This window comes from Stenotrophomonas pictorum JCM 9942 (assembly GCF_001431585.1).
GTDB classification, from domain to species: Bacteria; Pseudomonadota; Gammaproteobacteria; order Xanthomonadales; family Xanthomonadaceae; genus Stenotrophomonas; species Stenotrophomonas pictorum.
This window is the reverse complement of record NZ_LLXS01000007.1, coordinates 165,750-178,835: the sequence shown is the minus strand read 5'-3', so window position 1 is coordinate 178,835 and position 13,086 is coordinate 165,750. Positions and strand designations below refer to the sequence as shown.

14 protein-coding genes are annotated in these 13,086 nt (G+C 67.4%); 10 read left to right on the top strand and 4 right to left on the bottom strand.

What is annotated here, in order from left to right:
- The 4 genes from ARC78_RS03280 to ARC78_RS03265 all read left to right on the top strand — a co-directional run.
- The coding region (locus ARC78_RS03280) for an energy transducer TonB (RefSeq protein WP_145974267.1) at positions 1 to 429 on the top strand (429 nt) is incomplete at its 5' end.
- 90 nt (positions 430 to 519) lie between these two features.
- Positions 520 to 1,263 carry a TonB-system energizer ExbB gene (exbB, locus tag ARC78_RS03275; RefSeq protein WP_054659089.1) on the top strand — a complete coding sequence of 248 codons (744 nt, stop codon included), beginning with the start codon at positions 520 to 522 and terminating at the stop codon, positions 1,261 to 1,263.
- Between the two features lie 46 nt (positions 1,264 to 1,309).
- On the top strand, positions 1,310 to 1,735 hold the full coding sequence (locus ARC78_RS03270; protein ID WP_054659087.1) for an ExbD/TolR family protein: 426 nt from the start codon (positions 1,310 to 1,312) through the stop codon (positions 1,733 to 1,735).
- 3 nt (positions 1,736 to 1,738) lie between these two features.
- Entirely contained in the window at positions 1,739 to 2,149 is a 411-nt protein-coding gene (locus ARC78_RS03265) for an ExbD/TolR family protein (protein WP_054659085.1), read from the top strand.
- Between the two features lie 664 nt (positions 2,150 to 2,813).
- On the opposite strand, the gene ARC78_RS03260 is transcribed toward ARC78_RS03265, so the two are convergent.
- From ARC78_RS03260 to cls, 3 genes are all read right to left on the bottom strand, one after another.
- Entirely contained in the window at positions 2,814 to 3,581 is a 768-nt protein-coding gene (locus tag ARC78_RS03260) for a pyridoxine 5'-phosphate synthase (RefSeq protein WP_054659083.1), read from the bottom strand.
- The gene (locus ARC78_RS03255; RefSeq protein WP_241772643.1) at positions 3,578 to 3,874 is read right to left on the bottom strand and encodes a hypothetical protein; all 297 of its coding nucleotides are present in this window, start codon (positions 3,872 to 3,874) and stop codon (positions 3,578 to 3,580) included. The genes ARC78_RS03260 and ARC78_RS03255 overlap by 4 nt, the downstream gene beginning before the upstream one ends.
- A gap of 72 nt (positions 3,875 to 3,946) precedes the next feature.
- On the bottom strand, positions 3,947 to 5,407 hold the full coding sequence (gene cls / locus ARC78_RS03250) for a cardiolipin synthase (RefSeq protein ID WP_054659081.1): 1,461 nt from the start codon (positions 5,405 to 5,407) through the stop codon (positions 3,947 to 3,949).
- A gap of 86 nt (positions 5,408 to 5,493) precedes the next feature.
- Here cls and ARC78_RS03245 point away from each other — a divergent pair, with 86 nt between their 5' ends.
- The 5 genes from ARC78_RS03245 (at position 5,494) to ARC78_RS03225 (ending at position 10,555) form a co-directional block, all read left to right on the top strand.
- Positions 5,494 to 6,009, top strand: coding sequence for a MarR family winged helix-turn-helix transcriptional regulator (locus ARC78_RS03245; RefSeq protein WP_054659079.1), 516 nt, complete (start codon positions 5,494 to 5,496; stop codon positions 6,007 to 6,009).
- A complete protein-coding gene (locus ARC78_RS03240; RefSeq protein WP_057505725.1) occupies positions 6,006 to 8,168 on the top strand; it encodes an FUSC family protein in 2,163 nt (720 codons plus the stop codon). Before ARC78_RS03245 ends, ARC78_RS03240 begins: the two co-directional genes overlap by 4 nt.
- On the top strand, positions 8,158 to 8,367 hold the full coding sequence (locus ARC78_RS03235; protein WP_054660780.1) for a DUF1656 domain-containing protein: 210 nt from the start codon (positions 8,158 to 8,160) through the stop codon (positions 8,365 to 8,367). The genes ARC78_RS03240 and ARC78_RS03235 overlap by 11 nt, the downstream gene beginning before the upstream one ends.
- Positions 8,368 to 8,379: 12 nt before the next feature.
- On the top strand, positions 8,380 to 9,393 hold the full coding sequence (locus tag ARC78_RS03230) for an HlyD family secretion protein (RefSeq protein WP_057505724.1): 1,014 nt from the start codon (positions 8,380 to 8,382) through the stop codon (positions 9,391 to 9,393).
- A gap of 64 nt (positions 9,394 to 9,457) precedes the next feature.
- Positions 9,458 to 10,555: a PA0069 family radical SAM protein gene (locus ARC78_RS03225; RefSeq protein WP_054660012.1), complete on the top strand. Its 1,098-nt coding sequence runs from the start codon at positions 9,458 to 9,460 to the stop codon at positions 10,553 to 10,555.
- A 69-nt stretch (positions 10,556 to 10,624) separates the two neighbouring features.
- On the opposite strand, the gene ARC78_RS03220 is transcribed toward ARC78_RS03225, so the two are convergent.
- Entirely contained in the window at positions 10,625 to 11,635 is a 1,011-nt protein-coding gene (locus ARC78_RS03220; protein WP_054660010.1) for a class 1 fructose-bisphosphatase, read from the bottom strand.
- A gap of 168 nt (positions 11,636 to 11,803) precedes the next feature.
- On the opposite strand from ARC78_RS03220, the gene ARC78_RS03215 reads away from it, so the two are divergent.
- A complete protein-coding gene (locus tag ARC78_RS03215) occupies positions 11,804 to 13,036 on the top strand; it encodes an MgtC/SapB family protein (protein ID WP_057505723.1) in 1,233 nt (410 codons plus the stop codon).
- Positions 13,037 to 13,086 lie beyond the last annotated feature (50 nt).

Below are 13,086 nucleotides of genomic sequence, written 5' to 3'. Positions count from 1 at the left end.
CCGCCGCCGCCGGTCAAGAACCTCGCGCCGCCGAAGCCCTCGCCGCTGCCGCCGCCGCCGGAAGCGCCTGTAGTGGACGTGCCGGAACCGCGCCCGAATGACGTGGTGACGCCGCCGTCGCCGCCGGCTCCCCCGGCGCCTCCGGTCGACATCCAGGCCAGCGTGGACATCTCGTTCAAGAACATGAACCCGCCGCGTTATCCGCCGGCCGCTTTCCGCGCCGGTATCCAGGGCGAGGTCATCCTGATCATTGATGTCGATGCCAACGGCAATGTCACCAATGTGTCTGTCGAGAAGTCCAGTCGCAATCGCGATCTCGACCGGGCTGCAATGGAAGCGGCGCGCAAGTGGAAGTTCAACCCCGCCCAGAGCGGTGGGGCGAAGGCAGCTGGTCGCGTCCGCGTCCCGGTCAACTTTGCGCTGAGCTGATCCCGGCGGCGGCCCTGACGGCTGCCCCCGCGGAACGTTTTTCGTACTTAGCTACACCCTTTAACACCACACACAACAAAGGTAAGCGTCATGCTGCAGGAAATTTTCATCGCCGCTGCTGCCGGGGGCAACGCAAACAACGCGCTCTCGCAGATGGGCTTCGAGCACCTGATCCACGAGATGACCTCCCAGCCGGGCGACTTCGCCGTCTCTTGGGTCGTGCTGATCACCCTGGTGGTGATGTCGGCCATGTCCTGGTACTGGACGGTCATCAACACCTTCCGCACCGCGCGCCTGAAGTCCGCTTCTGACCGCGTGCCGAGCCTGTTCTGGGATGCCCCGAACGCGCAGGAAGCTGTCCGTGCGATGGAAGAGCAGGCCGCTTCGGAGCCGTTCTCCAAGATTGCCCTGGACGCTGCCCAGGCGGCCGCCCATCACCAGCAGGCTGGTGCCGGCGAAACCCTGAGCCGTTCGGAGTTTGTGGACCGCGCCCTGCGTCAGGCCGTGACCCGCGAATCCAACAAGCTGCAGGGTGGCATGATCCTGCTGGCCACCGTCGGTGCGACCGCTCCGTTCGTGGGTCTGCTGGGTACCGTGTGGGGCATCTACGGCGCGCTGATCAAGATCGGTGCCACCGGTTCGGCCTCGATCGACGCCGTTGCCGGCCCGGTTGGTGAAGCCCTGATCATGACCGCCATCGGTCTGTTCGTGGCTATCCCGGCCGTGTTCGCCTTCAACTTCTTCAGCAAGATCAACAGCGCGACGGTCAGCAAGTTCGACACCTTCGCCCACGATCTGCACGACTTCTTCGCCACCGGTTCGCGCGTCCGCTAATCCGGCAAGCCAAGCAGTCCTCGCAACGATATAGACGGAGCCCGTTATGGCTTTCAGTAGTGACAACAGCAGCGGCCCCATGGCCGACATCAACGTGACGCCCCTCGTGGACGTGATGCTGGTGCTGCTGATCATCTTCATCATCACGGCTCCCCTGATGTCCCACAAGGTCAAGGTCGAGCTGCCAGAGGCCAACCTGGTCATCAATCCGGACGACGCCGAAAAGCGCCCGAGCCCGATTACGGTGGCAGTCAAGGAAGACGGTTCGCTCTACTGGAACGACGAAGAGGTCTCCAAGGAGACCTTGGAATCGCGTTTCGCCACGGCTGCCCAGCAGACCCCCCAGCCTCCGCTCAACTTGCGTGGTGACAAGACCACCAAGATGAAGGTGATCAACGAAGTCACCAAGATCGCGCAGGGCCAGGGCATGTTGGACGTCGGTTTCGTTGCCACCAAAGAAAAGGGGCAATAAGCGATGGCTTTCAGTAGTGGTGGTAACAAGGGCCCCATGGCCGACATCAACGTGACGCCCCTCGTGGACGTGATGCTGGTGCTGCTGATCATCTTCATTGTGACCGCGCCGATCATGACCTACCCGATCGCCGTGGATCTGCCGCAGCGGGTGATCAACCCGCCGCCGCAGCTCAAGGAACCGCCGCCGCCGATCGAGCTGCGTGTGGATGCCAGCAACCAGGTGTACTGGAACAACAGTCCGGTCAACGTGGCTGAGCTGCAGCAGCGCATGGAAGAGGAAGTACAGAAGGATCCGACCAACCAGCCGGAACTTCGCATCGACGCCAATCCGGATTCGGAGTACGAGGTCATGGCCAAGATTCTGGCCCAGGCCAAGAACGCCCGCATGCTCAAGATCGGTTTCGTACAGTAATACGCAACACCAAGTCATGACGCGACTGGAAAACGCCCTCGAGCAATCGGGGGCGTTTTTTTTGCCCGGCGTTCTTCGCCCGCGCGCGCAGTCGCTGGCACTCGCGGCTCTCCTTAATGAAACCCCGGCGCTGTGGGCAAGCCGGGCACCGTGTTGCCGCCTGTTGCGATGGTAGTTGTTGGACATGCCGAGGGCGTGCGCAATGACGCTCCTGCGGTAGCCGGCGGAGCCGCCCTCTTGCTTTATACGCACCCGACAAGGTGCTGCGCGGGGCCGCCTGTGTGGTGCGGTTGCGGGATGCAGGTGCCCCTACCCTTGGCGCGGGTGGCTTGGAGAGCACCGGAAGCGCGGCCTTTTCAGATGCTTCGCCACGGCAGTACGGACGTGCGCACCCACCACGTGGCCGCCGCACGCGTACGCGCAGCGGCAGGGAGCACTTCTTTCTCCGTGGCAGGTGAAGCAACCTGCGCGGAGCACGTGCCTTTCCTGCACCGCCTGGCCGCCCGCCGCTTTGAGGGACGCGTGCAGCCCGCAGAGACTGCGAAAAAGATCTGCTCCAAAGTGCGAGCAATCCCCGCCCACCAGTGGTGGACGAGGTAGAAGCGCTGCCGCGCTGGTGCGGTGAGCGGCAGACCGGTGAAACGCCTGCGTGCCGGAGCGACCCTCAGGCGTTGCCGGATTCGGCCGTGCTGATCGCGGCGAGATAGCCGCCGACGGTGGTCTCCAGCCCCTCGTACAGGGCTTCGCTGATCAGCGCGTGGCCGATGGAGACTTCCTGCACGCCGGGCACGTGGCGCAGGAACGTGGCCAGGTTGGCCTGCGACAGATCATGGCCGGCATTGACCCCAAGACCGGCGGCCTGCGCGCGGCGCGCGGCGTCGGCAAACACCGCAAGGGTGGCGGTTGGATCCCCTTCGGCAAAGGCTTCGGCGTAGGGGCCGGTGTACAGCTCGACGCGGTCGGCGCCGAGCGCGGCGGCCTGGGCGATGGCGGGATTGCCGGCATCGACGAACAGGCTGACCCGGCAGCCGTAGCTTTTGAGTGCGGCGATCAGCGGGCGCAGGCGTTCCCCATCCCGGGCGAAGTCGAAGCCGTGATCGGAGGTCAGCTGGCCATCCCCATCGGGTACCAGGGTGGCCTGGGCCGGGCGGGTCTGCTCGCACAGCGGCAGCAGGCCCGGATAGCCCTCGCGCGGCGGGGCGAACGGATTGCCTTCGATATTGAATTCAACCCCGTGCTGCTGGGTCAGTGCGGACAACGCCAGCACGTCGTCGGCGCGGATATGGCGCTGGTCCGGGCGCGGATGCACGGTGATGCCGTGCGCACCGGCGCGCAGACAGGTCATCGCCGCCCGTACCACGTCAGGCTCCCCCCCGCCGCGCGAATTGCGCAGCACCGCGATCTTGTTGACGTTGACGCTGAGGAAGGTCATGGCTGCGGGGATTCCCGATCCGGCGTTGCCGGCTGCACTGGGGGAGGCGGAGCGACGGTCGGTGCGGCGGCATCGACGCGGAACTGTTCGCGCAGTGCCTGCAGTTCCGCCGGATGCAACGCACGCGGTGCATCGGTCAGAGCGCCGCCGATACGGGCGGCATACAGGCCCTTCACCCACAGCAGCGCAAACACCAGCGATGCCAGCAGCGAGAGCAACAGCAGCCAGGTCTGTGTGGCCGAGATGGCGAGCACGAACGCACCCAGCGCGAGCAGCAGGAACAGCCAGTACATGACGATCTCCCGGTAGAGGGAAGGAAGTGTAACGGGGCGGGCCGGCACGGTTCCACGTGCCGCCGTCGCGTATCAGAGCAAGGGGGACGCCAGCCGTGCGAATGCTTCGGGCAGACGCTGGCGCCACAGCGAACGGCTGCGGTTGGGCTGCACCTCGACGGCACGGTCGAACTCGGCTTGCAGGATGGCGTCCAGTTCGGCGGTCAGCTGGCGGTCGCTGTACATCATCGACAGCTCGAAATTCAGGCGGAAACTGCGATGGTCGAAATTGGCGGTGCCGACGATGCAGGTGCTGTCATCGGCGATGAAGGCCTTGCTGTGCAGCATGCGTGGGCCGTATTCGTAGATGCGCACCCCCGCTTCGAGCAGCTCGTCGAAATAGGAACGCGCGGCAAAGGTGACGAATCGCGAGTCGCTGAGCTTGGGCACCATCAGTCGGGTATCCAGCCCGCCGAGTGCGGCCGAGGTCAGCGCCATGCGCGCGGCCTCGCCCGGCACAAAGTACGGCGTCACCAGCCACACGCGCCGCTTGGCTTCCTGGATGGCGGCCACATGCAGGCGGTGGATCGCCTCCCAGGCCGAATCCGGCCCGGACACCAGCACCTGCGCGTTGATCTGGCCGCACTCGCGGGCCGGCACCGTGGCCGGGAACAGGTCGCCGCGCTCGAAGCGTTCCGGCGCCTGGCCGGTGGCGTAGATCCAGTCCTCCAGAAACACCAGCTGCAGGCTGTGGACAACATGGCCGCGGATGCGCATGTGCAGGTCACGGTAGGCGTTGGCATTGCGGCTGTCGTCCTCCTCGTCGGTGACGTTGATGCCGCCGGTGAAGGCGATCTCGCCATCGACCACCACCAGCTTGCGGTGGGTGCGCAGGTTCAGCCATGGCCGTTTGAACGGCTTGAGCAGCTGCCGCGGATGGAACCAGGCCACCTCGCCGCCGGCGTCCAGCAGCGGTTGCAGGAAGCGGCGCCGGATCTTCGAGGAACCCACCGCGTCGAGCAGCAGCCGTACCTTGACCCCGGCGCGGGCGCGCGCGACCAGCGCATCGCGCATCGCGGTGCCGGCGTGGTCGGGCTCGAAGATGTAGTACTCCAGATTCACATGGCGGCGGGCGTCGCCGATGGCGGCCAGGATCGCCGCATAGGTCGCCGCGCCATCCACCAGCCAGTCCACCGCGGTCGCGGTGCTTGGCGCCAGCCCGGTGGTCGCCTGCCCTACCCGCGCCAGTTCGGTGCAGCGGGTATCGGGCGGACAGACCGCCTCGTAGGTGCCCATGCCCGCGCGTGAACGGCCGCGGCGCAGGCGCTGGCGCACGATCTTCTGCGGACCGAACAGGTAGAACACGAACAGGCCGATGTATGGCAGCGCCGCCAGCGACAGGATCCAGCTCAGCGTCGCGACCGGCTCGCGCTTCTGCAGCACGATGTAGCCGGCCAGCACCAGCAGATAGGCCACATAGGCCACCGCCAGGATCTGCCCCCAGTGGGGAATGCTCGACAGGCTTGTCCACAGCTCTTGGAGGGTTTGGCGCATGGGCCGATTCTAGCTGCGGGTGGGAGGCGCGCGCGGGGAGCTGATGTTGCGTTGCGTCAATTTGTACACAAGTGTAATATACCGGGATGGATAAACAGCTCCCGGCAGCCAGCGGCTACGCCAGCATCGATGAGAAGCTGGCGATCAGCAGCGCTCGCCATCCCGGCTTTCCCCGTGACCAGGCCATGCTGGCGCGGCTGGTCAAGCTGGTGCACAAGCTGTTCTGCGATCACGGCAACGCCTTGTTGCGCGATTACGGCATCAGCCATCCCGAGTACAACGTGCTGATGATGCTCGACGGCTCCGAAGCGGGCCTGAGTCCGTCGCAGATCAGCGAGGCCGCCAGCGAAAAGTCCTCCAACGTCACCCGCCTGATCGACCAGCTGCTGGCCAAGGGCCTGGTCAGCCGTGAACCCAGCGGGGAAGACCGCCGCAAGCTGGTGGTGCGGCTTACCGCCGCCGGCGAGCAGCTGATCGAAACCGTGATGCCGGCGGTGATCGCGCAGCTGCAGCGCTTCTTCAGCGGAGTGGAAGCACAGGAGCTGCAGCAGATGGAAGCCCTGCTCACGCGGGTGCTGGTGGGGCTGGAAACCCGGGCATGAGTACGCATCCGGCTGAGTGCGCGCCGGGTGCCGGGAAGCTGTCCCGCTGGACCGGCACGCTGCGCCACGCCATGACCGGCGAGGGGGCGGTCTGGGCCTACATCGGCAAGGTGCTGGTGGCCCTGTACCTGTCCGGCTGGATCGCGATGCGGCTGGGGATGAGTTCGCCGGGCACGGCGATGATCACCGTGCTGGTGGTGATGAACCGCAATACCGGCATGGTCCTGGCCAAGGCGTTCTATCGCGGGCTCGGCACCGTGGTCGGCTGTGCGATGGCGGTGCTGATCGTGGCGCTGTTTCCGCAGAGCCCGGTGATGCTGGTGACGGTGATGGCGCTGTGGGCCGGCTTCTGTGCCGGCGGCTCGGTGTGGAGCCGCGGCATGGCCTCCTATGGCTTCGTGTTGGCCGGCTACACGGTGGCGATGATCATGCTGCCGGTGATCCACCAGCCCCAGCACATCCTCAACAGCGCGCTGGAACGCACCGGTGAAGTGCTGCTGGGCATGGCGGTGACCAGTATCGTGTTCGACGTGCTGTGGCCCAACCGCCTGCGCGCCGGCCTGCGCGCGGCCGATGACGGCAACCTCAACGACTTCCTGGATTTCGTTGCCGGTGCGATCGGCGGGCGGCTGCAGGGTTTCGAGGTGATCGAACGCACCCAGAGCCGCGTGGTGCAGGGCGCGCTGCAGTTCGAGGAGCTGCGTGCCACCGCGTATTTCGACGATCCGATCCTGCGCAGCCGCAACGGCCAGCTCAAACTGATCAACCAGCACTTCATGGCCGCGACCTCGCGGTTCCAGGCGCTGCACCACCACATTGACCGGATGCGGCGTCGCGGCGAGGACGAGGTGGTCGCCGCGGTGCGCAGCGTGCTGCAGCCGCTGCCGTTGCTGCTGGAGGACCCGACGCTGCGCGGCGACCGGCTTGCACTGGCCGCGCGCCTGCGCCACTGGGGCCAACAGCTGGAAGGCGCGTTGGCGCAACAGCGGCGGCAGCTGCCGCCCACGCGCGCGGACGGCTTTGATGCCAGCGCGCTGCTGGTACGCCGCTTCGCCGAGGAGCTGCATGCCTATGTGCAGGCCAAGGCGCGGATGGAACGCGGCAAGGGCGCGTTGCGCGCGCGTGCGCCGCGGCTGTCCAAGGTGCGCTTCACCCGTGCCCAGGACGGGTACGCGATTGCCCTGGCGGCCACGCGCTGCTTCGGGGTGATGCTGGCGCTGTCGTTGCTGTGGTTGTGCAGCAGCTGGAACCAGGGCGGACTGGCGGTGTTCGGCGTGTCCGCGCTGGTGGCGATGGCCTCGGCCGCCCCGGACCCGCTGTGGGTGGTACGGCGGGCCACCCTCGGTCATCTGGTGGCACCGTTCTTCGCCCTGCCCGGCTTCATCGCGATGGCGCTGGCGACCGATTTCCCGATGCTGGTGGCGGTCACCCTGCCGACGATGATCGCCGCGCTGTACATCTCCACCCGCCCCCGGTTTGCGGTGACCGGCATGGCGTTCAATGTCGGCATCCTGGTCTCGTGGAACCTGGGACCGTCGTTCCACCCCAGTGCGCAGGCCTATCTGGACAACTCGCTGACGCTGGCCATCGGCGCGTGCGTGGCGATGGCGGTGTTCATGCTGGTGCCGGGATTGCCGGGCGGCAAACAGCGCCAGCGGCGTCTGCTCGAACGGCTGCGCGCGCAGGTGCAGCTGGCGGTGAGCGCGCCGCTGCCCGGCCTGCTGCCGAAGTTCGAGAGCGTCAGCCGCGAGCTGTTCCAGCAGGTGGCCAGCCGCACCACCCCGGGCAGCCGCGCCTCGCGGCAGCTGTTCGAATGGGCGCTGCTGGTGCACGAGGCCGGCCACAGTGCGATCGACCTGCGCCATGACCTGGCCGAACAATCATTGCCGCCGGCCCTGCAACGGCAGATCGGCCAGGCGCTGGCCCGCCTTGGCCAGTTGTACCGCATGCCGCGCGCGCAGACCCTGCAGGCGGCCCAGGACAGTGTGCAGGCGGCACTGGGCGGACTGTCCGGCCCGCAACCGCAGCCATTGCGCCGCGTGCGCGAGCACCTGTTGCTGCTGCAGATGAGCCTGGAAGACAGCGCCACCGTTCTGGCCGCCCACGTGCAACGTTCGCGCCGCCACCACCGCCTGAAGGAGGCCCGCCATGCCGTATGAAGTTTCCATCGGCGACATCTACTTCCCCGGTGCGCTGGTGCTGGTGGTGCTGTTGTTGCCGGTGTTTGGCCTGCTCGATTTCGGGCTGGGCCGGGTTGGCCTGTACCGGCGCGCGCTGCATCCGTCGCTGGTACGGGTTGCGCTGTTTGCCAGCCTCTACTGCGCGGCGCTGTTGCTGTTTCTTCCCCCCTTTTCCTAACCGAGGTTCCCGATGAAGACCGCCAGCCTGATCCGAGGCGGTGTCACCTGCGTGGTTGTGCTGCTGGCTGCAGTGATGGCCTATGTGGTCTGGCACCAGTACATGCTCTCGCCGTGGACGCGCGATGCGCGCCTGCGGGCCGAAGTGGTGCGCATCGCGCCGGACGTGTCCGGCCTGGTCACCGAAGTCGCGGTGCGGGACAACCAGCCGGTGAAAAAAGGCGAACTGCTGTTCGTGGTCGATCCGCAGCGCTACCAGCTGGCCGTGGCCCAGGCCGAAGCCGACCTGCGCGCCGCCGAAGCCGCCGCGCGTGCCGCCGGCGCCAGCATCTCGGCCGCCGCGGCCGGGGCCAGCGCCAGCCAGGCCGAATACCTGATGCGGCAGGAACAGGCGCAGCGTCGTGCCCGGCTCGGCGGCGTGGTCTCGCGCGAAGCACAGGCCGACGCCCGTGCCCTGGCCCAGGCCGCGCAGGCCAGCTGGAAACAGGCCCAGGCCGGCACCCATGCCGCCAGCGCCAGCCGCCAGCAGGCCGTGGCCGCATTGCAGCAGGCGCAGGTCGCCCTGGAGCGTGCACGGCTGGACCTGGCGCGCACGCACGTGCGGGCCAGCGCCGACGGCAGCATCACCAATCTGGACGTGCGGGTGGGCGACTATGCCGCCGCCGGCGTTCCGCGCATGGCGCTGGTGGCCAGTGAAGGCCTGTGGGTCTACGGCTACTTCGAGGAAACCAAGCTGCCCAGGATCCATCGCGGCGATGCGGTGGATATCCGCCTGATGGCCGGCGGCGTGCACCTGCGCGGCACCGTCGAAGGCATCGCCACCGGCATCGCCGATGCGGCCGGCCCGACCGGCAGCCACCTGCTGGCCGAGGTCGAGCCCACCTTCAACTGGGTGCGGCTGGCCCAGCGCGTGCCGGTGCGGGTCAGCATCGATCCGCATTCGGTGCCCGAGGGCGCGGTGCTCAGCGCCGGGATGAGCGCCACGCTGGTGATCCAGGGCGTGGACACAAAGCACAAGCCCGGCTGAAGCGCGCGGGCGCTGAATACGGACCGTCGCGCCCGCTGCGACGGCCGCGCGCTAGCGTAGGCGCATGCCTACACCCACCCCCATCAAAGGCCGCGGTGCGACCAGCCACCTTGCCGGCCGTTTCGAAACCCGGATTGCCGAAGCCGTCGACGATGGCTGGTCGGCCGATGAAAGCGAGGAGTTCGCCGCGCCACGGCTGCGTACCGACGTGCGCCCGGAAATCGCGCGCAGCATCATCAGCCGCAACAATTCGCCGGACGTGGGTTTCAGCCAGTCGGTCAATCCGTATCGTGGTTGCGAGCACGGCTGCTCGTACTGTTTCGCCCGGCCCAGCCACGCCTACCTCAACTTGTCCCCCGGCCTGGATTTCGAAACCAAGCTCTTCGCCAAGACCAACGCCGCCGAGGTGCTGCGCCGCGAACTGGCCAAACCGGGCTACGTGCCGCAGCCGATCGCGCTGGGCATCAACACCGATGCCTACCAGCCGATCGAACGCAAGCTGGGCATCACCCGCCAGCTGATCGAGGTGCTGGCCGAAACCAGGCATCCGTTTTCGCTGATCACCAAGAACGCGCTGGTCGAGCGCGACATCGACCTGCTGGCGCCACTGGCCGCGCAGCAGCTGGTCAGCGTGCACTTCTCGGTGACCTCGCTGGACCCGCACCTGTCGGCCAGGCTCGAACCGCGCGCCTCGGCCCCCCATGCCCGGTTGCGCGCGATGCGCCGCCTGAGCGAGGCCGGCATTCCGGTGGGCGTGATGGTGGCGCCGGTGATTCCGTGGATCAATGACGCCGAACTGGAAGCGGTGCTGGAGGCCGCGCGTGGAGCCGGTGCCGGCAGTGCCGGCTACGTGCTGCTGCGCCTGCCCTATGAGGTGGCGCCGCTGTTCCGCGACTGGCTGCAGGCACATTATCCACAGCGCGCCGAGCACGTGATGAGCACCATCAACCAGCTGCGCGGCGGCAAGGACTACGACAGCCGGTTCGGTACGCGTATGCGCGGCCAGGGCGCCTACGCCGAGCTGCTGGCCAACCGTTTCAAGCTGGCCAGCAAGCGGCTGGGCTTCAACGCCTCGCGCCAGCAATGGCCGGCGCTGGACTGCGGCAAGTTCACCGCACCGCTGCCGCCGACGAAGCCCTCACCGCAGGGCGAGCTGTTCTGAGCGCGGCAAAGAAAACGGCCACCGGAACGTTGCCGGTGGCCGCGGGCGCACAGTGGCCGGCAATCGGGATTACCTGGCGTCGTGCTCGCGGTGGTAACGGGTGGCTTCGGCCACTTCGTGTTTGGAGCCCAGGAACACCGGCACGCGCTGGTGCAGCTGCTCCGGGGCGACATCGAGGATGCGCTCACGGCCGTTGGTGGCGGCACCGCCGGCCTGCTCGACCAGCAGAGACATCGGGTTGGCCTCGTACATCAGGCGCAGCTTGCCGGCCTTGGACGGATCCTTGCTGTCCCACGGGTAGATGAAGATGCCGCCGCGGGTGAGGATGCGGTGCACGTCGGCGACCATCGAGGCGATCCAGCGCATGTTGAAGTTCTTGCCGCGCACGCCGTCCTTGCCGGCCAGCAGGTCGGTCACATAGGCCTGCATCGGCGCCTCCCAGTGGCGCTGGTTGGACATGTTGATGGCGAATTCCTGGGTGTCGGCCGGGATCTGCATGCCGCGCTGGGTCAGCACGAACTCGCCGGTTTCGCGGTCCAGGGTGAAGGCATGGGTGCCGTGGCCCACGGTCAGCACCAGCATCGTGCTCGGTCCGTAGATGCAGTAGCCGGCCGCGACCTGCCGGGTGCCGGCCTGCAGGAAATGTTCATCCCCAGGGTTATCCACACCCTCGGGTGCCCGCAGCACCGAGAAAATGGTGCCGACGGACACGTTCACGTCGATGTTGGAGCTGCCGTCGAGCGGATCGAACAGCAGCAGGAAGTCGCCCTGTGGATATTCCGAGGGCACCCGCTGGCTGTGGTCCATCTCCTCCGAGGCGCACGCCGCCAGGTGGCCGCCCCAGGCATTGGCTTCCAGCAGGATCTCGTTGGAAATCACGTCCAGCTTCTTTTGCGCCTCGCCCTGCACGTTGCCGGTACCGGCATCGCCGAGCACGCCGCCCAGGGCGCCCTTGCTCACCGCGATCGAGATGCTGGTGCAGGCGCGGGCCACCACCGCCACCAGCTGGCGCAGGTCGGCATTGATGCGCTGGGCGTGCTGCTCTTCAATCAGGAAGCGGGTCAACGACGTGCGGGACATGGGCAAGGACCACCTTCAGGCGAAAGGAGCGCCATTGTCGTGGGTCGGGCTGTTTTTTTCGAGCCAGCGGTCATGCCATGTCCGTTTGTGGACAGGATCGACCCGCGCGCCGGCCATTGGCTTTATCTACAGGGCTCGTACCATGGCAGGACCTGCAAGGGGAGTGGCATGGACTGGAATCAGGTGACACAGGGGCTGCTGTCGGCACTGGGTATCGGGCTGCTGATCGGCGCGGTGCGCGAGCGTCAGCATGGCAACGGCCGCCCGCTGCAGGCGGGGGTACGCACCCATGCGTTGCTGGCGCTGATGGGGACAGTGGCCATGCTGCTCGGTCCGCCGGCTTTCCTGGTGGCGCTGCTGGCCGCTGCGGCACTGGCATGGACCAGCTACCGCGCCACGTCCGCCGACGACCCGGGCCTGACGGGGGAGATCACCATGCTGACCACCGTGCTGCTGGGCGGGTTGGCGTTGCAACAGCGCGCGCTGGCCGCCGCGCTGGGGGTGGTGGTGGCGATCCTGCTGTGGGCCAAGGCCCCGCTGGCACGTTTCAGCCGCGAGCTGATCAGCGACCAGGAAATGCGCGATGCCCTGCTGCTGGCAGCCTGCGCGCTGGTGGTGCTGCCGATGTTGCCGGTGACAGCGGTGGACCCCTGGGCAGTGCTGGTGCCGTACAAGCTCTGGCAGATCGTCGTGCTGGTGATGGGCACCGGAATGCTGGGCCATGTCGGGTTGCGTGCGGTGGGCGCGCGCTGGGGCCTGCCGGTGGCCGGTTTCCTTTCCGGCTTCGCCTCCTCTACCGCTTCGGTGGCCGGGTTCGGTCGCAGCAGCCGTGCCTCACCGATGCTGGTGGCACCCTCGGCATCGGCCGCGCTGCTGGCCAATCTGGCTTCGCTGCTGCTGTTCGCCGCGATCCTCGGTACCACCTCGCCTGCGCTGTTGCAGGCCAGTGCCTGGCCGCTGCTGACCGCGGCGCTGGTGCTGCTGGGTTTTGCGGCGCTGGGTCTGCGCCATGTGCCGGATGAATCGGTTCCGGAAACCTCCACCGCCAAGGCGTTCCAGTTGCAGCACGCGCTGATGATCGCCGTGGCCATCGCAGCGGTGCTGTTGCTGTCTGAAGGGCTGCGCCGGGTATTCGGGCAGGCCGGCGCGCTGGTGGGGGCGACGGTGGCGGGGCTGGCCGAACTGCACGCGGCGGCGGCCAGCATCGCCAGCCTCACCGCCTCCGGTGGCCTGGAGCTGGGCAAGGCACGCTGGGGGGTGATCGCCCTGCTGGCGTCGGCGTCGCTGGCCAAGTCGGTGCTGGCCTTTCTCAGTGGCGGGGCCCGCTATGGCGGCATCGTCAGCGCCGGCCTGGGCGGGATGGTGATCGGGGCGGCGCTGGTGGCCTTGGGGACGGGATGAGACGGCGGGAAAACGGACAGGCACCGGTTCCCGGCCTCCGGCTTGTCCGG